Annotated in this window: 20 protein-coding genes; 13 read left to right on the top strand and 7 right to left on the bottom strand. The window is 68.1% G+C overall.

Going from position 1 to position 22,847, the window contains the following annotated elements; genetic code table 11:
• Positions 1 to 28 precede the first annotated feature (28 nt).
• The 5 genes from KDJ86_RS11625 (at position 29) to KDJ86_RS11605 (ending at position 5,306) form a co-directional block, all read left to right on the top strand.
• Positions 29 to 1,237, top strand: coding sequence for a beta-ketoacyl-ACP synthase (locus tag KDJ86_RS11625; protein WP_291745743.1), 1,209 nt, complete (start codon positions 29 to 31; stop codon positions 1,235 to 1,237).
• A 74-nt stretch (positions 1,238 to 1,311) separates the two neighbouring features.
• A complete protein-coding gene (locus KDJ86_RS11620) occupies positions 1,312 to 2,583 on the top strand; it encodes a beta-ketoacyl-ACP synthase (protein WP_291745741.1) in 1,272 nt (423 codons plus the stop codon).
• A gap of 33 nt (positions 2,584 to 2,616) precedes the next feature.
• Complete coding sequence (locus KDJ86_RS11615) at positions 2,617 to 3,642, top strand: zinc-binding dehydrogenase (RefSeq protein WP_291745739.1); 1,026 nt, start codon at positions 2,617 to 2,619, stop codon at positions 3,640 to 3,642.
• Positions 3,639 to 4,760 (top strand): lipid A biosynthesis lauroyl acyltransferase, encoded by a 1,122-nt coding sequence (locus tag KDJ86_RS11610; RefSeq protein ID WP_291745737.1) that lies wholly within the window; start codon positions 3,639 to 3,641, stop codon positions 4,758 to 4,760. Before KDJ86_RS11615 ends, KDJ86_RS11610 begins: the two co-directional genes overlap by 4 nt.
• A 63-nt stretch (positions 4,761 to 4,823) precedes the next feature.
• Positions 4,824 to 5,306, top strand: a complete 483-nt coding sequence (locus tag KDJ86_RS11605; RefSeq protein WP_291745735.1) for an MmcB family DNA repair protein — start codon at positions 4,824 to 4,826, stop codon at positions 5,304 to 5,306.
• Between the two features lie 15 nt (positions 5,307 to 5,321).
• Here the strand turns inward: KDJ86_RS11605 and KDJ86_RS11600 are convergent, their stop codons facing one another.
• Together KDJ86_RS11600 and KDJ86_RS11595 are read right to left on the bottom strand one after the other, a co-directional pair.
• Entirely contained in the window at positions 5,322 to 5,867 is a 546-nt protein-coding gene (locus KDJ86_RS11600) for an ActR/PrrA/RegA family redox response regulator transcription factor (RefSeq protein ID WP_291745734.1), read from the bottom strand.
• A 57-nt stretch (positions 5,868 to 5,924) separates the two neighbouring features.
• Positions 5,925 to 7,298, bottom strand: coding sequence for an ActS/PrrB/RegB family redox-sensitive histidine kinase (locus KDJ86_RS11595; protein WP_291745733.1), 1,374 nt, complete (start codon positions 7,296 to 7,298; stop codon positions 5,925 to 5,927).
• 125 nt (positions 7,299 to 7,423) lie between these two features.
• On the opposite strand from KDJ86_RS11595, the gene phaZ reads away from it, so the two are divergent.
• The 3 genes from phaZ to KDJ86_RS11580 all read left to right on the top strand — a co-directional run bounded on the left by phaZ (position 7,424) and on the right by KDJ86_RS11580 (position 10,437).
• Positions 7,424 to 8,941: a polyhydroxyalkanoate depolymerase gene (gene phaZ, locus KDJ86_RS11590; RefSeq protein ID WP_291745730.1), complete on the top strand. Its 1,518-nt coding sequence runs from the start codon at positions 7,424 to 7,426 to the stop codon at positions 8,939 to 8,941.
• 106 nt (positions 8,942 to 9,047) lie between these two features.
• A complete protein-coding gene (locus tag KDJ86_RS11585) occupies positions 9,048 to 9,476 on the top strand; it encodes a DUF2852 domain-containing protein (protein ID WP_291745728.1) in 429 nt (142 codons plus the stop codon).
• 166 nt (positions 9,477 to 9,642) lie between these two features.
• Positions 9,643 to 10,437: a M48 family metallopeptidase gene (locus KDJ86_RS11580; RefSeq protein ID WP_291745726.1), complete on the top strand. Its 795-nt coding sequence runs from the start codon at positions 9,643 to 9,645 to the stop codon at positions 10,435 to 10,437.
• Between the two features lie 17 nt (positions 10,438 to 10,454).
• On the opposite strand, the gene KDJ86_RS11575 is transcribed toward KDJ86_RS11580, so the two are convergent.
• Both KDJ86_RS11575 and KDJ86_RS11570 read right to left on the bottom strand, forming a co-directional pair.
• Entirely contained in the window at positions 10,455 to 10,919 is a 465-nt protein-coding gene (locus KDJ86_RS11575) for a GFA family protein (protein WP_291745725.1), read from the bottom strand.
• 15 nt (positions 10,920 to 10,934) lie between these two features.
• Positions 10,935 to 11,876 carry an aldo/keto reductase gene (locus KDJ86_RS11570; protein ID WP_291745723.1) on the bottom strand — a complete coding sequence of 314 codons (942 nt, stop codon included), beginning with the start codon at positions 11,874 to 11,876 and terminating at the stop codon, positions 10,935 to 10,937.
• 118 nt (positions 11,877 to 11,994) lie between these two features.
• On the opposite strand from KDJ86_RS11570, the gene KDJ86_RS11565 reads away from it, so the two are divergent.
• From KDJ86_RS11565 to KDJ86_RS11545, 5 genes are read left to right on the top strand one after another with little or no spacing between them, the layout of a single operon-like run.
• Complete coding sequence (locus KDJ86_RS11565) at positions 11,995 to 12,669, top strand: phosphoribosylanthranilate isomerase (protein WP_291745721.1); 675 nt, start codon at positions 11,995 to 11,997, stop codon at positions 12,667 to 12,669.
• Positions 12,666 to 13,883: a tryptophan synthase subunit beta gene (trpB, locus tag KDJ86_RS11560; RefSeq protein WP_291745719.1), complete on the top strand. Its 1,218-nt coding sequence runs from the start codon at positions 12,666 to 12,668 to the stop codon at positions 13,881 to 13,883. Before KDJ86_RS11565 ends, trpB begins: the two co-directional genes overlap by 4 nt.
• The gene (gene trpA, locus KDJ86_RS11555) at positions 13,880 to 14,719 is read left to right on the top strand and encodes a tryptophan synthase subunit alpha (protein ID WP_291745717.1); all 840 of its coding nucleotides are present in this window, start codon (positions 13,880 to 13,882) and stop codon (positions 14,717 to 14,719) included. The genes trpB and trpA overlap by 4 nt, the downstream gene beginning before the upstream one ends.
• 15 nt (positions 14,720 to 14,734) lie before the next feature.
• A complete protein-coding gene (gene accD, locus KDJ86_RS11550) occupies positions 14,735 to 15,685 on the top strand; it encodes an acetyl-CoA carboxylase, carboxyltransferase subunit beta (protein WP_291745715.1) in 951 nt (316 codons plus the stop codon).
• Positions 15,686 to 15,697: 12 nt separating this feature from the next.
• Entirely contained in the window at positions 15,698 to 17,017 is a 1,320-nt protein-coding gene (locus KDJ86_RS11545) for a bifunctional folylpolyglutamate synthase/dihydrofolate synthase (protein ID WP_291745712.1), read from the top strand.
• Positions 17,018 to 17,090: 73 nt separating this feature from the next.
• On the opposite strand, the gene trxA is transcribed toward KDJ86_RS11545, so the two are convergent.
• The 3 genes from trxA to addB all read right to left on the bottom strand — a co-directional run.
• Positions 17,091 to 17,411 carry a thioredoxin gene (gene trxA / locus KDJ86_RS11540; protein ID WP_291745710.1) on the bottom strand — a complete coding sequence of 107 codons (321 nt, stop codon included), beginning with the start codon at positions 17,409 to 17,411 and terminating at the stop codon, positions 17,091 to 17,093.
• Positions 17,412 to 17,526: 115 nt separating this feature from the next.
• Positions 17,527 to 21,012, bottom strand: a complete 3,486-nt coding sequence (gene addA, locus KDJ86_RS11535; RefSeq protein WP_291745708.1) for a double-strand break repair helicase AddA — start codon at positions 21,010 to 21,012, stop codon at positions 17,527 to 17,529.
• Between the two features lie 223 nt (positions 21,013 to 21,235).
• The coding region (gene addB, locus KDJ86_RS11530) for a double-strand break repair protein AddB (RefSeq protein WP_291745706.1) at positions 21,236 to 22,847 on the bottom strand (1,612 nt) is incomplete at its 5' end.

Genomic DNA, 22,847 nt, shown 5'->3' with positions numbered 1-22,847 from the left:
CAGGACGGTGGTCGCGGGGGAACCGGCGATGACGCGCGAGGTCTGGATCACCGGCATCGGGATGACCTCGAGCCTCGGCGAGGGGCTCGACGCGCATTGGCAGGCGATGGCTGAAGCGGAGAATCCGCGTCCGGTCATCGATACGACCTCCTTCGCGCCCTATCCGGTCCATCCGATGGTGCCGCTCGACTTCTCGCTCCAGATCCCGAAGGGTGGCGATCGCCGCCAGATGGAGAACTGGCAGCGGGTCGGCACCTACACGGCGGGCCTCGCCCTCGATGACGCGGGCATCGCCGGCAATCTCGAGCTGCTTTCCAATACCAATATGGTGGTCGCGGCCGCCGGCGGCGAACGCGACCTCGCGGTCGACCAGACCATCCTCGAAGGCGTCGCCGCGGCGGAATCGCCCGAGGAATTCATCAACGAGCGGCTGTCGAACGATCTCCGCCCGACGCTTTTCCTCGCCCAGCTTCCCAACCTGGTCGCCGGCAACATCGCCATCGTCCACAAGGTGACCGGCTCGTCCCGGACCTTCATGGGGGAGGAGCTGGCCAGCGTCAGCGCCGTCGAGATCGCCGCCCGCCGCATCCGCGCCGACCAGGGCGACATCTTCCTTGCCGGCGGCGCGATCATCGCCGAGCGCAAGGATGTGCTGCTGGTCATGTCCGGCGCCGGCTGGGCCTGGACGGAGGAGCCCGTCTCGGTCTGGGCGCGACCGGCGCGGGGCGGCGGGATCATCCTCGGATCCGTCGGGGCCTTCCTGGTTCTGGAGGCGCGCGAGCATGCCGAGGCGCGCGGTGCCAGGCCCTATGCGCGGCTCGGCACGGTGCTGTCGGGACGCAGCCGGCGCGAGCCGGGACAGGCGGCCGCGACCGCCGCCAGGCAATTCGCCGAGATCCGCAAGGAGGCCGGCGACCGTCCGCTCGCCATGCTGACCAGCGCATCGGGCCTCTCGCCGCTGACCATCGAGGAGCAGGACTTCCTCTCCGGATTGATCGACCGCGGCGAGCTGGATACGGTACGGGCGACGCCGAACATGCTCGGCACCAGCGTCGAGGCGACCTTCCCGTCAATGGTCGGCCTGGCGGCGCTGGCTCTCTCCCGCAAGGGGTTCTACCGTCCGGCCGACGAAACCGGTTTCGAGACCGCGGTGAAGACCACGCCGACCGCGATCGCGGTCAATTCCTGGGGGAACTGGCGTGGCGAAGGCATGGGGCTGGTCGAGGCGATCGACTAGGGGGCGCGTTGACTATCCGGATATCCGTGTCCGCGCACGGAGCCGGAAGGCGTTTAAGGCATACGGAGGTTGAGATGGCTCTTCGTGACAAGCGTAACCGCCCCGTCGTCGCCGTCACCGGCATGGGCGTCGTATCCTCGCTCGGTACCGGGCTTGAGGAGAATTGGGAGGCGCTGGTCGCCGGCCGCTCCGGCATCAAGGAGATCACCCGCTTTCCGACGACCCACCTGCGCACCACCTTCGCCGGCACGGTCGACCTGCCGAATGTCGATCTCCGCGACCTCAAGCTGACCATCGGCGAGCTTGCCATCGACGAGGCGGTCCGCATGTCCGGAATCGGCTCGCCGGGGGATTTTCCCGGTCCCCTCTTCACCGCCATTCCGCCGGTCGAGCTCGGCTGGCCGGCCCGCCGCCGCCTCTACGAGGCGGTCGCGCCGGAGGCCGATGAGGATGCCTATGACCGCATGTGCCGGGCGGCCGGCCTCGCCAACGACCGCGAGGAATTCGAGCATTCGATGTATGGCTATGTCTCGGAGAAGCTTGCCGACCGTTTCGGCACGCGCGGCGCGCCGATCTCGCTGACCACGGCCTGCGCCTCGGGCGCCACCGCGGTCCAGCTCGGGGTCGAGGCGATCCGCCGCGGCGAGACCGAGGCGGCGCTTTGCGTCGGCACCGACTGCTCGGTGACGGCGGAAGAGATCGTCCGCTTCTCGCTGCTTTCGGCGCTGTCTTCCTTCAAGGGGCCGCCCGAGGAAGCCGCCAAGCCCTTCTCCAAGAACCGCGACGGCTTCGTCATCGCCGAGGGCTCGGCGGCGCTGGTGCTGGAGGACTACGACGTCGCCAGGGCGCGCGGCGCCCGTATCCTCGCGGTGATCCGCGGCGCCGCCGACAAGAATGACGACTTCCACCGTACCCGCTCCAAGCCCGATGGCTCGGCGGTGATCGGCGCCCTGCGCGCCACCTTCGACGATGCCGCCATGCATCCCGACGAGATCAACTACATCAACGCCCATGGCACCGGCACGCCCGAGAATGACAAGATGGAGCACTTCTCGCTTGACAAGGTATTCGGCGAGCGCCTGCGCGGCGTGCCGATCAGCTCGAACAAGTCGATGGTCGGCCACACGCTGACCTCGTCGGGCGCACTCGAGGCGGTCTTCTCGATCCAGACCATGCATGCCGGCGTGATCCCGCCGACCATCAACTACAAGGTCCCCGACCCCGACATCACGCTGGATGTCGTGCCGAACACGGCGCGGGAGCAGGAGGTCTCGGTCGTGCTGTCGAATTCCTTCGGCTTCGGCGGCCAGAATGCCTGCCTGATCATCGCGGCCGAGCCCGCATAAGCAGAAACCACCAGCAAACGGTCGAGAGTTCGCGTGCGTGCCCTCCAACTCCTCGACAGCCGCCAGCTCGCGGCCGTCGACCTCCCCGATCCGCCGCCGCCCGGACCCGGCGAGGTCCAGGTCCGCATCGGTGCGGTGGCGCTCAACCATATCGACGTCTGGGGCTGGCGCGGCATGGCCTTCGCCAGGCGCAAGCTGCCGATCGTCGTCGGAGTCGAGGCGGCGGGTACCGTCGCCGCGATCGGCGAAGGGGTCGAAGGGCTCGCCCCCGGCCAGGTCGTGGCGATCTTCGGCGCGGAGACCTGCGGCACCTGCGAGGCCTGCCGCGAGGGGCGCGAGAATCTCTGCGAGAATGTCGGGGGCATCCGTGGCTTCCATATCGACGGGCTCGCCCGCGAGCTGGTCAACCTGCCCTCCCGGCTGGCGATTCCCGCGCCCGAGGGCGTCGACGTCATTGCCGCTTCCTGCGCCCCGGTCACCATAGGCACGCCGCAGCATATGCTGTTCGACAATGCCGGACTGAAGGAGGGCCAGACCGTCCTCATCCAGGCCGGTGGCAGCGGCATCGGCACGGCCGCGATCCAGCTTGCCAAGGCGGTCGGCGCGACGGTGATCACCACGGTCGGCAGCGACGACAAGATCGAGAAGGCCAGGGCGCTCGGCGCCGACCACGTCATCAACTATCGCGAGGACCGGTTCGAGAGCGTCGTCCGCAAGCTGACCAGCAAGCGCGGCGTCGATGTCGTCTTCGAGCATGTCGGCGTCGACACCTTCGCCAAGAGCATGTTCTGCCTGAAGCGCGGCGGAACGCTGGTGACCTGCGGATCGACCACCGGAATCAACTGCGAGATCAACCTCTTCCAGCTCTACCAGCAGCAGCTCCGGCTGATCGGCAGCTTCGGCTGTTCGGTCCGCAACCTCAGGGAGACGCTGGACAAGATCGCGGCGGGTGTGGTCAGGCCGGTGGTCGATTCGATGATCGACCTCGACGGCATCGACACCGCCCTCAGCCGCATGGAATCGCGACAGGTCTTCGGCAAGATCATCGTGACGCTGTGAGCGACGGGTCGAACAGGAAGCACAGGAACCCCGCGACTGCGAAGCACAAGGCGCCCCTCACCGGGGAGGAACGCCGGGCGCGTCGCGAGCGAAGGGCGAGGCGCCGGGCGCGGCTCGCGGAGAAGGAAGCGCGGCGCGCCGCCCGTCAGCAAGCCAGGCGCAAGACGAAGGAGGAAACCCGTCCGACGTCGAAATCGGCGGATTTCCTGCAGCGCCGCGCAGCCGGGATGATGCGCTTCCTTTTCGACTGGGCACAGGCGGTCGGCCGTGTCCGGGCGTCGAACATCGCCGCGAGGGTCACGCGGTTCGGCGGGCGCTTCGTCAGGGAAAACAAGCTCGGCGCCGCCAACATCGCCGCCGCCTTCCCGGAGAAGAGCGAGGCCGAGCGGGCCGGGATCCTCGCCGAGGTGTGGGACAATCTTGCCCGCCAGTCGATCGAATATGCCTTCCTCAAGGACATGATCGACGCCTTCGACCCGGAGCATATGGAGGATGGCCCGGTCGAGGTCGTCGGCATCGAGCACATCCACGCCCTGCGCGACAGCGGCAGGGCCGGCGTCATTTTCGGCGCCCATATCGGCAACTGGGAGCTCGTCGCGGCGATCGGCGACAGGCTCGGCCTGCCGGTGACGGCGCCGTATCGGCCGCCGGCCAACCCCTATATCGCCGAGGAACTGGCGAAGCGGCGCAGCATCTTCGCCAGCGACCTGATCGCTCCGGGCGAAGGCATCGCGCGGCGGATCGCGCGCGCTCTGGCTAAGGGCCATCACCTTGGCATCCTGGTGGACCAGCGCATCGCCGAGGGGCAGGTCATCCGCTTTTTCGGGCGGAAGTCGCTGAGCAATCCGGTCGTCGGGGTCATGGCGCGGCTGTTCGATTGCCCGGTCCACGGCTCCTATTCGGTCCGGCTTCCCGACGGGCGTTTCCGGCTGACCATGACACCGCGGCTCGATTTGCCGCGGGACGCGAGCGGCCGCGTCGATGCGGAAGCCACCAATGTCATGGTCCATGGCATGGTCGAGGACTGGATCCGCGAGACGCCCGGCCAGTGGCTGTGGCTGCACGATCGCTGGCGCTATGGCCGGCGCAAGCACAACAAGCGCTTCAAGCGCGACTAGCATTCGATCCCCAGATGCACTCCGGCCTTCCCTTCATCGGCCGGTTTGTGCCACCTTTGTTCCATGCTCAACGACCTTGAACGAGTCGAGGCGCCGGTCGACGGGCGCCAGTCGGAACGCGCCGCGGCCATCCAGCGTGGCGTCGGACGGCTGTTGCGGGCCCGAGGCTTCGCCGTCATCGCCGAACTGCCGCTGGCGACCGGCCGCCGCGCCGACGTCGTCGCGCTCGGGCCGTCGGGCGACCTGTGGATCGTCGAGATCAAGTCCTCGGTCGAGGATTTCCGCGCCGATCACAAATGGGAGGATTACCGGCTCTCCTGCGATCGGCTGTTCTTCGCCACCCACGAGGCGGTGCCGCTCGATATCTTTCCGGCGGGGACCGGGCTGATCCTCGCCGACGCCTATGGCGGCGAGATGCTGCGGGAGGCGCCGGAGCACCGGCTCGCCGCGGCGACGCGCAAGGCGATGCTCGTCCGTTTCGCCCAGGCCGCCGCATACCGGCTGCACGGGCTCGTCGACCCGGAGGCCGGACGGCTGGCATTCTGACCTTTCGGTGGGGCGTCAGCGCGGGGCGCGCTTGGCGAGGATCCGCTGAAGGGTACGGCGGTGCATGTTCAGGCGCCGCGCGGTTTCCGAGACATTCCGATCGCAGAGCTCATAGACCCGCTGGATGTGCTCCCAGCGTACCCGGTCGGCCGACATCGGGTTTTCCGGGGGCGCGGCCTTCTCGGAAGGGTCGCGGGTCAGGGCGAAATGCACGTCGTCGGCATCGGCCGGCTTGGCGAGATAGTCGAAGGCACCGAGCTTTACCGCGGTGACCGCGGTGGCGATATTGCCGTATCCGGTCAGCACGACGATGCGCGAATCGGGACGGCGCTTCCGGATCAGCTCGACGACATCGAGACCATTGCCGTCCTCGAGACGCATATCGACGACGGCATAGGTCGGCGGGGTGGATTCGGCCTTGCGCAGGCCATCGGCGACGCTATCGGCAGTGTCGACGCTGTAGCCTCGGGATTCCATCGCGCGTGCGAGGCGCTGCAGGAAGGGTTTGTCGTCATCGACAATCAGCAGTGACATTTCACCATTCTCTTTGGGTTCGGGCATCAGGGGCCATCCCTCCCTTCCTTGCGAAATAGTGTCGCACCGCAAGGACTTGAAGGGTTATAGGGATTCGATTTCGGCTCGCCAAGTCGATCGCGCCGATTTAGCCGGCGCCGGATCGCCGGCCGGTGCGTCGAAGAGAGCCCGGGGCCAGGTAATCCGGACGATTGCTCCTCTTTCGGGCCGTTCGCGATTGGCCATTGTCAGGCGCGCTCCGGTGCGCTCGAGGATGGTCTTGGCGATGAACAGTCCCAGCCCGAGCCCTCCGGCTCTTTCGTCCGTGCGGTTGTCCACCGATCTGCCTCGCGTCGTCACATAGGGTTCACCGATTCGTTCCAGAATACCGGGTGCGAACCCGGGCCCGTCGTCGGCGATTGTCACGGTCACGTCGTCCGGGGTCCATTTCGTCGCGATATCGACCCGCTTGCTGGCGAAGTCGATGGCGTTCTCGACCAGGTTGGCAAGCCCCTGGATGATCGCCGGATTCCTGCGTCCGACCGGCTCGGTGCCGGCGCCGGAGGATGGCGCGACCGCGATCTCCACGGCGCAATCGCGATAGGGCTCGACCAGTTCCTCGATGAGATGCGAGAGGGGCTGGTGGGTGTGGGGGTGGTCGAGTTCGCTCGACAGCGAGGTCAGCTTCGTCAGGATGTCGCGGCAACGCTGGGCCTGGCTCTTGAGCAGGCTGATATCCTCGCCATGCGGGCTGTCGGCGGGCAGCTCGCGCTCGAGCTCCTTGGCGACCAGGGCGATCGTGGCGAGTGGCGTGCCGAGTTCGTGTGCCGCTGCCGCGGCGAGCCCGTCGAGGGCGCTGAGATGCTGCTCACGCGCCAGCACCATCTCCGTCTCGTTGAGCGCCCGTGCGAGCTGACGCGCCTCCTCCGTGACCCGGAAGGCGTAGATTCCGGTAAAGGCGCAAGCCGAGACGAGAGCGATCCAGACGCCGGCCGAGAAGATCGGCGGAAGGGCCAGCGTTTCGCCCGGATACCATGGCAGGGGCCAGTGCCAGACCGCCAGCAATGTCGCGGTCGCGATCACCATGGCGCCGAGCAGCATGGTCGGCCTTGGCGCCAGGGTGGTTGCCGAGACGATCACCGGGACGAGCAGCAGAATGGCGAAGGGATTGTCGAGACCGCCGGTCAGCAGCAGCAGGCCGCCGAGCTGGAGGATGTCATAGGCCAGCAGCCAGAATGCCGCGCCGCCCCTCAGTCGCTGGCTCGCCGGATAGCGCAATCCCAGGCCGATATTGAGGAGCGCCGAAAGGCCGATCAGGCCCAGGCACAGGGCCAAAGGCAATGGAAAGCCGAGGACGAGGTGGGCAAAGAACACCGCCGCCGTCTGGCCGGCCACCGCAAGCCAGCGTAACCGTACGAGCGTTTCCAGCCGCAAGCTGTGCCCGGTCAGATCGCTGGCAGTCAGGGGCAGGGCGGTCATTGCCACACGATATCATCGGCTGGGGGCCGTTGAACCTTTTCCTTGCTCGAAACCGGACCAGGTCTTATCATTTTGCAGTGCAAAAAGATAATTGACCGCAAAGCGAGACGCTTGCGGATAGGTCGATGGCTTTGCCTTATTACCACTTCTACGAGATGAACCATGCCGCCCTCAGCCCCCTGCGCGCGGCGGCCGATGCGACCCGGCTCTACTTCAAGAACCCGCTCAATCCGCTGACCCATACGCCATGGGGGCGGAGCGTCGCGGCCAGCGCCGAGCTGTTCGAGCGGACGACCCGGCGCTACGCCAAGCCCGAATTCGGCATCACCTCGACGCTGGTTCGCGGGCAGCGGGTGCCGGTCCAGGAGCATGTCGTCTGGAAGCGGCCCTTCTGCAACCTCATCCATTTCGCGAAGCGCGCCGGCCAGAACGGCGGCGCCCAGCCCAAGCTGCTGATCGTCGCGCCGATGTCCGGCCACTATGCGACGCTGCTGCGCGGAACCGTCGAGACCATGCTGCCGGACCATGACGTCTATATCACCGACTGGATCGACGCCCGCATGGTCCCGCTCGCCGACGGCGCCTTCGATCTCGACGACTATGTCGACTACCTGATCTCGATGCTCCACTACCTCGGCCCCGACGCACATATCATGGCCGTCTGCCAGCCGTCGGTGCCGGTGCTTGCCGCGGTCGCGGTGATGGAGGGCCGGGACGACCGGTATCTGCCGGCGACGATGACGCTGATGGGCGGGCCGATCGACACCCGCATCAACCCGACGGCGGTCAACACGCTTGCGCATAACCACGACCTCGACTGGTTCCGCCGCAACGTCATCATGCAGGTGCCGTTCCCGCATCCGGGCTTCATGCGCAACGTCTATCCGGGCTTCCTCCAGATCTCCGGCTTCCTCAGCATGAATCTCGATCGCCATGTCGAGGCGCATCGCGATTTCTTCCGCCACCTTGTCGACGGTGACGGCGACTCGGCGGAGAAGCATCGCGATTTCTATGACGAGTATCTGGCGGTGATGGATCTGACCGCCGAATTCTACCTGCAGACGGTCGATACCGTCTTCATCAAGCACGCCCTGCCAAGGGGTACGATGGAGCATCGCGGCGAACCGGTCCGGCCGTCGACCATCCACTCCGTGGCGCTGTTCACGGTCGAGGGCGAGAAGGACGACATCTCGGGCGTCGGCCAGACCCGGGCGGCGCACGACCTGTGCACCGGCCTCCCCGAGGACCGGCGGGCGCATTACATGCAGCCGGGCGTCGGCCACTACGGCGTGTTCAACGGCTCGCGCTTCCGTTCCGAGATCGCACCGCGGATCAGCGATTTCATCTCCACGCATCGGACCGCCTACCGCAACGGCAGCGGTTCGGCCAGGACGATGTCCGCGCCCGCGGCGGCGAAGCCGGCAGCCAGGCCCGCCATCCGCGCCGCCGACAGGCTGCAGGACATCTCCGGCATCGGCCCGAAGATCGAGAAGCTCCTCAACGGCGAGGGGATCACGACCTTCGCCCAGATCGCGGCGTTCAAGGCCGGCGACGTCAGGAAGCTGGAGGCGAGGCTCGCCTTCCCCGGGCGGATCGCCCGGGAGAAATGGGTGGCGCAAGCGAAAGCCTTGGACAAACAATAACTTGCGCGGACGCCGCGAGGCGGTCGCAATCCGCGTCCGTCCGATTTTTCTTGAAACGACTTTTTGCCATCACCACGTCTCAACCTGTCAGCAACAGGGGAGAATGATGGTCAACTCATATGCCCTGCGTCCGGCTTGGACGCCGCTTACCATCTTCCTGATGGTTCTCGGCTTCGTCGTCTTCTGGCCGCTCGGCCTGGCGATGCTTGCCTACATCATCTGGGGCGATCGCATGCCCGAGGTGAGGCGGCATTTCGAAGGAATGAAGCGCGACTTCGCGCACGAGTTCCGGGGGTGCGGCGGCCGCAGTCGCGGCTACGCGCGGACCGGCAACGCGGCCTTCGACGAGTATCGTGCCCGCGAGATGAAGCGTCTCGAGGAAGAGCGTCGCAGGCTGGAGGAGGAACGTCGCGAGTTCGAGACGTTCATGCAGAACCTCCGTCGCGCCCGCGACCAGGAGGAGTTCGACCGTTTCATGCGCGATCGCGATACCGCGCGGAAGAATGGCGACGACGAGAAGACGATCGATCTCTAGCCGGAGACCGACGAGAAGATGCTGCCGCGGCGGGGTTTCGGCCCCGCCGTTTTGATTCGGGGGGCCGGCGGTTTCGCCTGGCCCTTGTCAAGGATTCCGGCTTTCGCCCAAATCGCGCAGAATGCTTCGAGCCGATTGATTCGCAATCCGCGGGCGCTGACTGGCCATGGCCTTTTTCGAACGAAAGCTGCCGAGCAGATCGACGACGCATTTTGACCTCGCGACGGATCGCGGGGTCGTCGCGATTTCGTTGCGCCGGCATCCCCGCGCCCGCAACTACACGCTGCGGGTCGGCAGTCCGGCCGGTTCTCCGGTCCTCACCATGCCGGTCCGCGGTTCGCTGGCCGAGGCGCGCGCCTTTCTCGACCGCAACGCCGGCTGGCTGATCAACCAGATGGGCCGGCTTCCCAAGGCCCGGCCGATCGTCGACGGGGCGACGATCCCGTTCCGCGACGTCGCGCATCGCATCCGCCATACGCCCGGTCGGCGTGGCGCGGTAAGCGTGGCGGCTGCCGAGGAGGGGCCGCTGCTGCTGGTCTCGGGTGAGGCGGAGCATCTTCGTCGCCGGGTGATCGATTTCCTCAGGAAGGAAGCGCGCCGCGATCTCGACCGCGCCGTCATGCGTCACGCGATGATGCTCGGCGTCAGGGTCAAGGCGATCCGGCTTCGTGACCAGACCAGCCGATGGGGCTCGTGTTCGAGCAGCGGCGTCCTGTCCTTCTCCTGGCGGCTGGTCATGGCGCCGCCCTTCGTCCTCGACTACCTAGCGGCCCACGAGGTGGCGCATCTCCACGAGATGAACCACGGCCCCCGTTTCTGGCATCTGGTCGAATCGGTCTGCCCGGAAACCAAGCAGGCCCGCGCCTGGCTGAACCGGGAGGGACTCCGTCTGCACGCGATCGGAGCCGAGCCCGGAAGGACCCCGATGCCGCTGACCGAGGACGACCGCAACGCCGCCTGACGCGGCCGCCCCGTGATCTACATGATTCCGAGGCTGTCGCGGCGCTCCATGTATTCCTTCGCCAGTCCCTCGTAGGCCTCCATCGTCGGCAAAGCCTCGAAGCTGTGCACCGCCGGGGTCTTCGCCCACGGCAGTTTCTCGCTGGTCCACGTCTCGATGAACGGGCTGAAGATGCCGGGATCGGCGAGCATCGTCGGCCGGAGGTTGACGAAGAAGTCGATGCCATCGGGACGGGTGAACATCCAGCTCATGCAATGGCCGCAGAAGTAGTGGCGCGCCGCGCCATGCAGGCCGCCGATCACCGGCTCGCCGGCGGTGACGGCGAAGCCCTCGGTGGGAATGGCGGCGCTGAGCGAAAACGCGCTCGACGTCATGCGTTGGCAGCCCCGGCAGTGGCAGGCCATGGTGAGGATCGGTGGCACGTTGATCCTCAGCCGGACCTTGCCGCAGCGGCAGCCGCCCTCCATCGGGTAGTTCGCCATCGCTGGGCCTCCTTGTCAGCGTCCCGTCAGCCGGTCGACCTCGTCCATTTCCTCCGCCGTCAGCTTCCAGCCGAGCGCGGCGACGTTGGATTCGAGCTGTTCCGGCTTGGTCGCTCCGGTGATGATCGAGACGACCTGCGGACGCTGCGCCAGCCAGTTGAGGGCAAGGTCCAGCAGGGTATGGCCGCGCGCCTCGGCGAAGGCCGTGAGCTTTTCGATCTTGTCCTGATTGGCGGGGCCGAAGAAGCGATTGGCTCCGCGCTCGTTTCCGGTCAGCCGGGCGCCTTCCGGCATCGGCTTGCCGCGCCGGTACTTGCCGGTCAGCGCACCGCCGGCAAGCGGGAAATAGGGGACGAGCGACAGTTGGTGGGTCTCCAGCACCGGCAGCAGCGCGTCTTCGATGCCTCGTGCGAGCAGGCTGTATTCGTCCTGGGTGGCGACGAAGCCGGTGACACCGATCCGCTTCGCCGTGTCGACCGCGTCGGTCACCTCGCCGGCCGTGTAGTTGGATCCCGCGAGGTAGCGGACCTTGCCGGCCCGGACCGCGTCCTGGAGCGCCCTGAGCGTCTCCTCGAACGGCGTGCCGGGGTCGGGCTCGTGCATGTAGAGGAGGTCGATCCGGTCGGTGCGGAGCCGTTTGAGGCAGGCGTCCAGCGCCTCGGTGACATAGGCTCGGGAGCCGCGATTCGTCGGCGCGCCGTCGCCCATCGGCTTGCCGATCTTGGTGGCGAGCAGGGCCTTGTCGCGCCGCCCCTCCAGGCATTCGCCGAGGAAGCTCTCCGATGTGCCGCCGCCGCCGTAGATGTCGGCGGTATCGAGATGGGTGACGCCGAGCTCCAGCGCCTTGTCGACCACCTTGCGGGTGGCCTCGAGATCGATCCGGCCGCCGAAATTGTTGCAGCCGAGGCCGATCAGCGAGAGGCGCAGGTCCGAGGTGCCGAGGGCCCGGGTTTCCATGGTTTTCTTGTCCTTCTCGATCGTGGTTTGGCGGGATATGGAGGGCTTCCAAGGCTGACCGTTCCGGCCCCTTCATGTCAATTGGACTCTGGCCGGCTTTCGTGCCAAATCCTCGCCCATGAGCCTGATCGTCAAGATTTGCGGCCTGTCGAGCCGCGAGACCGTGGACGCCGCGATCGACGCCGGTGCCGACATGATCGGCCTGGTCTTTTTCGGCCGCAGCCCGCGTTTCGTGACGATGGAAGACGCGGCCGGGCTGGCCGACCATGCCCGCGGCCGGGCGGCGATCGTCGGGCTGACGGTCAACCTCGACGATGCCGAGCTGTCGGCGCTCGTCGAGCGCGTGCGCCCGGACTGGCTGCAGCTCCACGGCACCGAGCCCGTCGACCGGGTTGCCGCGATCCGCGGGCAATTCCCGCAGAAGGTGATCAAGGCGCTCGGAATCCGCGGCCGCGACGACCTGCCGGCGATCGACGACTTTGCCGGGGTTTCGGACCGCATCCTGCTCGACGCCAAGGCGCCGGCCGGCAGCGACCGGCCCGGCGGCAACGGCGAGCCGTTCGACTGGACCCTGTTGAAGGATATCCGGCCCCGGGTCGACTGGCTGCTCTCCGGCGGACTCGATGCCGGGAATGTCGCCGAAGCGCTGAGGATCACCGGGGCGCCCGGCGTCGACGTGTCCTCCGGGGTCGAGAATGCACCCGGCCGCAAGGATCCTGAGAAAATTCGCGCCTTCATCGCCGCGGCGCGGGGCACCGGCAACACGGCCACCGCAACGAGGAAAGCGTCATGACTGCCCTGCCCAACACCATGCGCGGCGGTCCCGACGACCGCGGCTTCTTCGGGCTCTATGGCGGCCGTTTCGTCGCCGAGACCCTGATGCCCTTGATCCTCGAGCTCGAGGCCGCCTACGAGGCCGCCAAGGCCGATCCCGCCTATCGCGCCGAGCTCGATTCGCTCAACACCCACTATGCCGGACGGCCGAGCCCGCTTTATTTCGCCGAGCGGCTGACCGAGGAACTCGGCGGCGCCAGGGTCTATTTCAAGCGCGACGAGCTCAACCACACCGGCAGCCACAAGATCAACAACTGCCTCGGCCAGATCCTGCTCGCCCGGCGGATGGGCAAGACGCGGATCATCGCCGAGACCGGCGCCGGCCAGCATGGCGTCGCGACCGCGACCGTCGCCGCGCGTTTCGGCCTGCCCTGCGTCGTCTACATGGGCGCCACAGACGTCGAGCGGCAGAAGCCCAACGTCTTCCGGATGCGCCTCCTCGGCGCCGAGATCGTGCCGGTGACCGCCGGCGCCGGGACGCTCAAGGACGCGATGAACGAGGCGCTCCGCGACTGGGTGACCAATGTCGAGGACACCTATTACCTGATCGGCACGGCCGCGGGCCCGCACCCCTACCCGGAGATGGTCCGCGACTTCCAGTCGGTGATCGGCGCGGAGGCGCGGGAGCAGATGCTCGACACCGAGGGCAGGCTTCCCGACGCTATCGTCGCCTGTATCGGCGGCGGCTCCAACGCCATCGGCCTGTTCCATCCTTTCCTCGACGACAAGGATGTAGCGATCTACGGGATCGAGGCCGGCGGCCATGGCCTCGATGTCGAGAACGGCCACGCCGCATCGATGACCGGCGGGCGTCCGGGCGTTCTCCACGGCAACCGTACCTACCTGCTCCAGGACGACGACGGCCAGATCCTGGAAGGCCATTCGATCTCCGCCGGCCTCGACTATCCGGGCGTCGGGCCGGAGCATTCCTGGCTGCGCGATACCGGCCGCGTCACCTATGTGCCGGCGACCGACAGGGAGGCGCTGGACGCCTTCCAGATGCTGACCCGGCTGGAAGGGATCATCCCGGCGCTCGAGCCGGCGCATGCGCTCGCCCATGTCATCAAGCTCGCCCCGCAGATGGACAAGGACCAGATCATCCTGATGAATCTCTGCGGCCGCGGCGACAAGGATGTCTTCACCGTCGCCTCCGCGCTGGGGATGGATATATGAGCTCACGCATCGACCGCCGTTTCGCCGCCACCAGGGCCGAGGGCCGGCCGGCGCTGGTGACCTTCCTGATGTCCGGCGACCCCGACACCGAGACCTCGCTGGCGATCGTCAAGGCGCTGCCCGCGGCGGGTGCCGACCTGATCGAGCTCGGCATGCCCTTTTCCGACCCGATGGCGGACGGGCCGTCGATCCAGCTTTCCGGCCAACGCGCGCTGCGAGCCGGCCAGACGCTGAAGAAGACGCTGGCCATGGTCCGCGCCTTCCGCGAGGAGGATGACGAGACGCCGATCATCCTGATGGGCTATTACAACCCGATCTATTCCTGGGGGAACGAGAGCTTCCTCGACGATGCCAGGGAAGCCGGGGTCGACGGCCTGATCATCGTCGACCTGCCGCCCGAGGCGGACGACGAGCTCTGTATCCCGGCGATGTCGCGCGGGATCAACTTCATCCGCCTCGCGGCGCCGACCACCGATGACAGGCGCCTGCCGGCGGTGCTCGCCAATACCTCGGGTTTCGTCTACTACGTCTCGATCCTCGGCGTGACCGGCTCGGCGGCCCCGGATACGACAAAAGTCGCCGAGGCGGTGACAAGGATCAAACGGCACACCATATTGCCGGTAGCCGTCGGATTCGGCGTCAGGACCGCCGAACAGGCGGCGGCGATCGGCCGGACCGCCGACGGCGTGGTCGTCGGCTCGGCGCTGGTCAATGCCGTGCGCGACTCGCTCGACGCGGATGGCCGCGCGACCGAGCAGACGGTTCCGGCGGTGAGCGCGCTGGTTGCCGAACTCGCCGCCGGGGTGCGTGCGGCGCGGGCCGAAGCGGCAGAATAGGGAACAGGCACCAAAGTGAGCTGGATCAGCAACGTCGTCCGCCCCAAGATCCGCAATCTCCTTGCCAAGCGGGAGGTGCCGGAAAACCTCTGGATCAAGTGCCCCGAGACCGGGGAGATGGTCTTCCATCGCGATCTGGAGGCCAACCATTTCGTCGTTCCGGGCTCCGGCTACCACATGCGGATGACCGGCCGTCAGCGCTTCGAGCACTTCTTCGACGATTCGAGCTGGGAAACCATCCCGACGCCCGACGTGCCACTCGATCCGCTGAAATTCCGCGACGAGCGGCGATATACCGACCGTCTCAAGGATGCCCGGGCCAAGACCAGCCTGACCGACGCGGTCATGGTCGGCGCGGGCAACGTCGAGTCGGTTCCGGTCGTCGCCGCGGTCCAGGATTTCAGTTTCATGGGCGGTTCGCTCGGCATGGCCGCCGGCGAGGCGGTGGTCACGGCCCTGCTCACGGCCAAGGAGCGCCGCCGGCCCTTCGTTCTCTTCGCCGCCTCCGGCGGCGCGCGGATGCAGGAAGGCGTCCTCGCCCTGATGCAGCTGCCGCGGACCACGGTCGCGGTCGAGGCCTTCCGCGAGGAGAAGCTTCCCTACATCGTCGTCCTGACCAACCCGACCACCGGCGGCGTCACCGCTTCCTACGCGATGCTGGGCGATATCCACATCGCCGAGCCGGGCGCGCTGATCGGCTTTGCAGGCCCGCGTGTCATCGAGCAGACCATCCGAGAGAAGCTGCCGGAGGGCTTCCAGCGCTCGGAATATCTGCGCGAGCATGGCATGGTCGATCTGGTCGTCCACCGCCATCAGCTGCGCGAGACCATTGCCCGGCTGTGCCGGGTCCTCGGCGCGGCGCCGATGCCGGAACCCGAACCGGAGCCAGAGATACTCGAGCCGGTGGACGAGGAGGCATCCTCCGACCTTCCGGACGTTGTCGAACCGGAAGACCAGACCGCCTAGCGACCCCACGCCATGGAACGTTCGCACGCCATATTGGAGCGGCTGCTCCGGCTGCATCCGCGCGAGATCGATCTGGCGCTCGATCGCATCGAGCGGCTGATGGTCGACCTCGGCAGCCCCGACAGGCGCCTGCCGCCGGTCGTCCAGATCGCCGGAACCAACGGCAAGGGATCGACCACGGCTTTCCTGCGCGCCATGCTGGAAGCGTCCGGTCGTGGCGTCCACGTCTACACGTCGCCGCATCTGGTGAGGTTCCACGAGCGCATCCGGATCGCCGAGCCGGATGGCGGGCGTTTCGTCGACGAGGACGAGCTTGCCGATACCCTGATCGAGGTGGAACAGGCCAACGGCGAGCGGCCGATCACCCAGTTCGAGATCACCACGGCGGCCGCCATCCTGCTCTTCGCGCGCAACCCGGCGGATGTCGTGCTGCTCGAGGTCGGCCTCGGCGGACGGCTGGATGCGACCAATATCATCGAGCGGCCGCTTGCCTCGGTGATCACGCCGATTTCGGTCGACCACGAGAAATTCCTCGGCGAGACGATCGACGGGATCGCCGGCGAAAAGGCGGGAATCCTCAAGCCCGGCCGGCCCGGGATCATCGCGCCTCAGCCCGCGGAAGCCATGGCCGTCATCGAGGCCGAGGCGGCGCGCAGGCGGGCGCCGCTCTTCGTCGCCAACCAGGACTGGGTGGCGACGCCCGAACATGGCCGTCTTGTCTACCAGGACGAGGACGGCCTGCTTGACCTGCCGGCGCCGCGCCTGATCGGCCGGCACCAATATACCAATGCCGGTACGGCGATCGCGACGTTGAGGAAATCGGGGCTCGGCGTATCCGCCCAGGCGATCGAGGCGGGCCTCGCCGACGTCGAATGGCCGGCGCGCCTGCAGCGCCTGACCACGGGCAGCCTCGTCGCCCGGGCGCCCGACGAAGCCGAGATCTGGCTCGATGGCGGCCACAATCCGGGCGCCGGCATCGTCGTGGCGGAAGCGATGGCCGACCTCGAGGAACGCGTCTCGCGGCCGCTCTACCTGATCACCGGCATGCTCAACACCAAGGACCCGCTCGGCTTCTTCCGGCCGTTCGCCGGCCTTGCCCGCAGGGTCTATACCGTGCCGGTGCCGTCCTCGCCGGCCGCGCGCGATCCGGTCGAGCTCGCGGCCATTGCCGGCGATGTCGGCCTGTCCACCGAGCCGTCGGACAGCGTCGCCGATGCGCTCGATCGTATCCGGGATGAAGTGACCGGCGAGGCGCCGCCCCGTATCCTGATATGCGGTTCGCTGTATCTCGCCGGCGCCACGCTGGCCGAGAACGGGACGCCTTTGCGATAGAAGGGCATCCCGCGCAACGAAAAAGGCCGCGCCTTCAAGGCGCGGCCTTTTCGTGTCGCGGAACGGCGGCGAATCAGATCGACTGCTGGATCCAGTCCGAAAGCTTCTGCTTCGGAACCGCGCCGACCTGCATCGCGGTCGGCTCGCCGTCCTTGAACAGGATCAGCGTCGGAATCGACCGGACGCCGTAGCGCATCATGATGTTCGGATTCTCGTCGACGTTGAGCTTGGCGATCTTGACCTTGCCGCCCATCTCGGTGGCGATTTCCTCGAGCGCAGGGGCGATGAAGCGGCAGGGGCCGCACCACTCGGCCCAGAAATCAACCACCACCGGTTCGGACGAACCAAGCACATCCGAGTCGAAATTCGAATCGGTCACTGCGACGGGAGCCATGAAATACCTCGGTTTCTGGAGGATTCGGGAGACAACGCGTTAAACCGAAGGTAGGTAGCGCCCGGCGTAGCGTCAAGGAGACGCGCGGCGGCCAACCTGTCGCACCGAACTTGGATCATGCGGCCGTCTCAACGGCGGCTTTTCCGGCGGCGTCGAGAAGCGGGGCAGGAATTTCCACGAGGGACGGCACTTCGGTCCAAAGAATCGCGGCGACCAGCCGCTTGTTGGGATAAAGCCGTTTCAGAACAACGGCATAGAGAGCAAGCTGGATCACGTAATCGTGTGGGATGGCCTCACTCCCGGCCGGTGGCTGGCCGGTCTTGTAATCGACGATCAGCACCGAATCGTCGCCGACCGCGAGACGGTCGATGCGGCCGGACAGAAACGCATCGCCGAGCTTGCCGGCGATCTCGACCTCGGCCCGGCTGCCCGGCGCGAAGACCGGGGCGAAGTCGGGAAGCTCAAGGATTGCAAGCACTTGATCGAGGAGGGCGGTTCTCTCCTTCGGCTCCCATTCGGGTAGGACGGCGTCGAGGAAACGCGTTCCGATCGCCCGCCGATCGGCGGGTTCGGCCTCGGGAAGGGACTGCAGGAGGCGGTGGATCAGCCGGCCGCGTTCGGCGGCATCCATGCCGTCGCCACCGGCACTGGATCGCCCTCTGGAACGCCGCGGGAGGGCCTCGGACGCTTCCGCGACAGCCGTGGACGGGGTGATCCGGCGTATGGGACGGGGCGCGGGCGGCGCGTCTCGCGTCAGCCAGGCCGGTTTCGGCGGAGCGAAGGCCATCGCCTCCTGCTTGCCCTTGGCGGGGATAACCCGCTCGGCCGGCGGCCGCCATTCGAAGGCGGCGTCTTCGCCCTCGGGCTCGACCCGCACGCTCTCGGCCTCGAGCGCCGTCGTCATCAGCGCGTGCCAGCCGCCGGCGGGGTCGGTCGCCCTCGGCTTCAGGGTGCCGCAGATATAGAGGCGGTCGCGGGCCCGGGTCATCGCGACATAGAGCAGGCGGCGATACTCCTCCTCGGCCTCGGCACGGATTTCCTTGACCCGCGCCCTGACCCGCTCCGGCATCACCTTGTAGCTCCGCATCCAGACCAGCGGGTGGCCCTCGCCGTCGCTGTCATCCTCCAGCGCCACGACCCGCGGGTCGTGGTTCGGATGGACCGGCTTCGAGCCGATATCGACCAGGAAGACGATGTCGGCCTCGAGCCCCTTGGCGCCATGGACCGTCATCACCCGGACCTCGTTGCGGATCGTGTCGGTGTCGCGCCGGACCTGGATCTCGGCGGCGTCGAGCCAGGCGAGGAAGCCCTGCAGCGACGGGACATGCGCCTGCTCATAGGCGAGCGCCTGGGCGAGGAATTCGTCGAGCACGTCCTCGGCCTCGGGACCGAGCCGGCGCAGGAACTGCCGCCGGCCGTGATCGGGATCGGCGAGGACCTCGCCGTAGAAGGCGTGTGGATCGCGAATGTCGGCGCGCGCCCGCCAGCCTTCGATCAGGGCAAGGGCACCGGCAATGGCGCCACCGTCCTCCTCGGCAGCGGCGCGGAGCGCGAGCCACAGGCTCCGGTTCCCGCGGCCATGGGCGATCCGGAAGAGCTGGTCCTCATCGAGGCCGACGAGCGGGCCCTTGAGCAGGGCCGCGAGCGACAGGTCGTCCTCCGGCAGCAGCATCACGCGGCCAAGCGCCATCAGGTCCATGACCGCGATATGCTCGGTCAGGGTGATCCGGTCGGCGCCGGCGATCGGAATCCGCTTCGTCTTCAGGGCGCGGTTGATGGCGTCGGTCTGGGCGCCACGGGTGCGGGTCAGGATCAGGATACCGCCCGGCCGGATCGGGTCGCCGGTCGCCTCGAGCCGTTCCTCGCGGTTGAGCCAGCCCTCGATCGTCCCGGCGATGCGATTGGCGAGGCGGACCTCGGGGCTCTCGTCGCCGAGATGGTCGACCGGGCTGGTCCAGTCCGCCGGCTCCGGCTTTTCCGGCGGCTCGATCATCGGCCAGAAGACGACCTGTCCCGGCGCGTTGAGCCGCGCGGCGGCATGGACGGTCGGTCCGGGATCGCCGGAGAGGCCGTCAAAGGCCTCCTCGCGGGCGAAGACCGCGTCGACGGCGGTGAGCACCGCCTCGGTCGAGCGGAAGGAGAGGTGGAGCTCGGGATCGGTCCAGGCGAAGCCGGCCGCGCGCGCCCTGTCGCCGAATTCAGCCCGCATCCGCGAGAACCAGGCCGGGACCGCGCCCTGGAAGGAATAGATCGACTGCTTCTCGTCACCGACCGCGAAGAGGGTCCGGTCGCGGTCGCTCGCGCCATCGCCGGCGAAGAATTCCTCGACCAGCGACCGGATCACCTGCCACTGGCGCGGGCTGGTGTCCTGCGCCTCGTCGACGAGAATGTGGTCGAGGCCGCGATCGAGCTTGTAGTGGACCCAGCTCGCGGCATCAGCGCGGGACAGGAGGGCGGCGGTCCTGCTGACCAGGTCGTCGAAATCGAGGACGCCGCGGGCGACCTTGACGCGGTCATATTCCTGGATCGCCGCGTCGGCGATGCGAAGCATGGCCGCCGAGGATTCGCAGCACTCGGCGGCGGTGATCCGGTCGAGCAGGTCCGCCAGCCGTTCGCTCTCCGCGTCGAGGAACCCGGCGAGGCCGGGCAAGGCGTTCTTCACACCCTTGCTGACCAGGGTGGAGGTCGCCCTGAGCTTGCCGTCGCCGGTCAGCCAGAAGTCGAGATAGGCATCCGCGCGCGCGGCGTCGGTCTCGGCGTCGAGGATCGGCCGCAGCCGTACCGCCGCCTTGCCGTCATTCTTGCCGCCTTCTTCCAGCGCCGCGACCAGCTCCGCCATCCGCGGCGCCAGCGGGCAGTCGTCGAGCAGCGCGGCGCGCAGGCCCGCCGCGGTCTCGTCCCGGCCAAGGCCGAGCTCGGCCCTGAGCCCGGCAAGCGCCGCGTCGAGCGAGCCGGCGCGGACGATCCATGCCCGGACCTTGTCGCGGCTGTCGACGAATTCCTTGACCGCGAGCTCCTGGGCGAAGTCGCTGGCCGCCGCGAGCACGGTGGCCAGCGCCCGCCCGAGCGCGCTCTCCGGCGCCCGCGCCGCCCTTTCCAGGACCGTCCGCCGCGCCGTATCGCCCAGCGCGACCTGGTCGCGCTCGTCCAGCACCTCGAAATGGCCGGCGACATTCGCCTCGAAGGGGAACTGGTGGAGGAGGCGTTCGCAGAAGGCGTGGATGGTCTGGATCTTGAGGCCGCCGGGCGTCTCCAGCGCGCGGGCGAAAAGCCGGCGGGCGGTGGCGAGCGTCGCCGCGTCCGGCGCCCGTCCCTCGACCTTCCTGATCTCCTCCTTGAGCTTGCTGTCCGGCAGCGTCGTCCATGCGCTGAGCCGGTCGAAGACCCGCTTGGCCATCTCCGCCGCCGCGGCGCGGGTGAAGGTCAGGCAGAGGATGCGGGCCGGGTCGGCGCCGTTGAGCAGCAGCCGGATCACCCGCTGCGACAGGACGAAGGTCTTGCCGGCGCCGGCATTGGCCGACACCCAGGCCGAGGCGCGCGGGTTGGAGGCATCCGCCTGCGCCTTCCTGGTCGTGTCGTCGATGGCGAGCGCCTTCTTCATGGCGGCATCCCCGGTTCGTCCGGCATCGATCCGGTCCCCTTCCGGCGCCTCGCCCGGACACCCCTCTCCCGGATTTCCAGGACCGATTTGCTCTGACGGTCTCCCTGTCCGGCCTGCGGCCGTCCTCGCCTCTTGGCGCAAATCGGGGAAATCCGGCCTCCCCTACAAAGGGGGAGGCGGAACGGCCCGATCGACAGGGCAGGCCGCGTCACCACGTTGGGCGTCAAGGCTTTCGCGGCGGCAGCCAATCGATATCCTCCTCGCTCTCGACCAGTGCCCATTCGCGGACCCGGGCGAGATGGTCGTAGGGACTCTCGTAGCGGAGCTGGAACATCGGCCGGGCGCGGCTGACATAGCCGCGCTCCGGGTCGTCATAGGCGGCGACCAGCGCGTTGAGGCGAAGATGCGCCTCGGCGGCGACCTCGTCCGGGTCGTAGCCGTCCTCGACCGCGGAACGGATCGGGTTGCCGCGCGAGACCTGACCGAGGGCGATCCAGCCGATACCGGCGATCGCGCGTCCCTCGAGGCCGGCGAGGAAGGCGCCGGCCCGGACCATCGCCGCCTCGAGCGCGAGCTGCGGCGCGAAGCCGACCAGCACCTGCCGTGCCGAGGGCGGCGTGCCGGTCTTGAAGTCGAGCACCTCGACACGCCCGTCCCTGCGCAGGTCGATGCGGTCGGCGCGACCGCGCAGGGTGAAGATGCCCGCCGGGGCGGCGATCTCCATCTCGCCCGGGATCTCGGCATGGCGCTCGGCGATATCCGGATCGCGTGCCGCTTCCCAGCCGACCAGCCAGCGGGCGATCTCGGCGAAGCGAATCTTCCAGACCGCGTGGATGTCGGGGAAGGCCGCGATCTCATCCAGCGCCGCTTCGCCAAGCGCCAGGAGATGCCGCCGCGCGCGCTCGTCATAGGCGCCGCTCCAGTCTTTCGAGAAATCGCCGAGGGCCTCGTGGATCAGCGAACCGCGCAGCGCATAGTCCGGCGCCTGGCCGAGCGGGTCGAGGGGTTCGAGCCGCAGCACATGCTTGGCGTAGATCGTGTAGGGGTCGCGGACCAGATGCTCGATCTCGGTGACCGACAGCCGGCGCGGCCGGATGTCGACCGCCGGCTTCGGATCCGGCCGGCCGATCGGCGCCGGGTGCCCGCCCCAGCGGTCGATGTCCCGCGCCAGGTCGACATAGAGCCTGCCGCGCTTTTCGATCCGCTCGCTCGCCGCCTCGCCGACCAGCGCTTCGAGGCGCTGGAGCCAGCGCGAGGCGACGGTCGGCGTGCCGCCGCGTTTTTCGGCCCGGGTGACGATCACCCGCGGCGCGGCGAAGCCCTGGAGGAAATCATGGGCGGCGAGGCCGATCCGCCGCTCCGGCGGCGGCAGGCCGATCTCGGCCCGCATCGAACGGGAGAGCCAGGGATCGGTCCGGGTCTCGGCCGGCCAGACGCCTTCGTCGAGTCCGCCGAGGATCAGGAGGTCGGCCGATTGCAGCCGCGCCTCCAGCGTTCCCCAGATATGGATGCGGGGATCGGCGCCGGGCGGCCGGCTCACCGAGACGTCGCCCATCAGGGTGGCGAGGAGGGGCGGGAATTCCATCGGCCGGAGCGAAAGGTCGGGGCCTTCGGTCAGCCCGGCGAGGAGCCGGGCCAGCGCCTCGCCGCCAGGGCGGGACCAGAAGCCGCCGTCGTCGCCGGCATGGTCGGTCACCGCCGCGGCAAGCGCGTCGTGGAGGCTCCTGGCAATACCGGCCGAGGCGACCGGCTGCGGCGCCGCGAGGGCGTCGCGGAGCGGCCCGAGGATCGCATCGAGCGCCGCGGCCAGCCGGGCGGCGAGGTCCCAGTCGCCG

Origin of the sequence: Bauldia sp., assembly GCF_020442045.1 — a bacterium.
In the GTDB taxonomy this organism is placed as follows: Bacteria; Pseudomonadota; Alphaproteobacteria; order Rhizobiales; family Kaistiaceae; genus Bauldia.
The sequence above is the reverse complement of the archived record's forward strand: the minus strand, read 5'-3'. Positions and strand labels throughout refer to the sequence as shown.

Bases quoted from the DNA above. Each gene is read 5' to 3' on its own strand.
- KDJ86_RS11545 (WP_291745712.1), top strand. From the start codon at position 15,698: ATGGAACGTTCGCACGCCATATTGGAGCGGCTGCTCCGGCTGCATCCG.
- KDJ86_RS11595 (WP_291745733.1), bottom strand. From the start codon at position 7,298: ATGACCGCCCTGCCCCTGACTGCCAGCGATCTGACCGGGCACAGCTTG.
- phaZ (WP_291745730.1), top strand. From the start codon at position 7,424: ATGGCTTTGCCTTATTACCACTTCTACGAGATGAACCATGCCGCCCTC.
- KDJ86_RS11600 (WP_291745734.1), bottom strand. From the start codon at position 5,867: ATGCCCGAACCCAAAGAGAATGGTGAAATGTCACTGCTGATTGTCGAT.
- KDJ86_RS11580 (WP_291745726.1), top strand. From the start codon at position 9,643: ATGGCCTTTTTCGAACGAAAGCTGCCGAGCAGATCGACGACGCATTTT.
- KDJ86_RS11570 (WP_291745723.1), bottom strand. From the start codon at position 11,876: ATGGAAACCCGGGCCCTCGGCACCTCGGACCTGCGCCTCTCGCTGATC.
- addA (WP_291745708.1), bottom strand. From the start codon at position 21,012: ATGAAGAAGGCGCTCGCCATCGACGACACGACCAGGAAGGCGCAGGCG.
- KDJ86_RS11620 (WP_291745741.1), top strand. From the start codon at position 1,312: ATGGCTCTTCGTGACAAGCGTAACCGCCCCGTCGTCGCCGTCACCGGC.
- KDJ86_RS11575 (WP_291745725.1), bottom strand. From the start codon at position 10,919: ATGGCGAACTACCCGATGGAGGGCGGCTGCCGCTGCGGCAAGGTCCGG.
- trpB (WP_291745719.1), top strand. From the start codon at position 12,666: ATGACTGCCCTGCCCAACACCATGCGCGGCGGTCCCGACGACCGCGGC.
- KDJ86_RS11605 (WP_291745735.1), top strand. From the start codon at position 4,824: ATGCTCAACGACCTTGAACGAGTCGAGGCGCCGGTCGACGGGCGCCAG.
- trpA (WP_291745717.1), top strand. From the start codon at position 13,880: ATGAGCTCACGCATCGACCGCCGTTTCGCCGCCACCAGGGCCGAGGGC.
- trxA (WP_291745710.1), bottom strand. From the start codon at position 17,411: ATGGCTCCCGTCGCAGTGACCGATTCGAATTTCGACTCGGATGTGCTT.
- KDJ86_RS11625 (WP_291745743.1), top strand. From the start codon at position 29: ATGACGCGCGAGGTCTGGATCACCGGCATCGGGATGACCTCGAGCCTC.
- KDJ86_RS11585 (WP_291745728.1), top strand. From the start codon at position 9,048: ATGGTCAACTCATATGCCCTGCGTCCGGCTTGGACGCCGCTTACCATC.
- KDJ86_RS11565 (WP_291745721.1), top strand. From the start codon at position 11,995: ATGAGCCTGATCGTCAAGATTTGCGGCCTGTCGAGCCGCGAGACCGTG.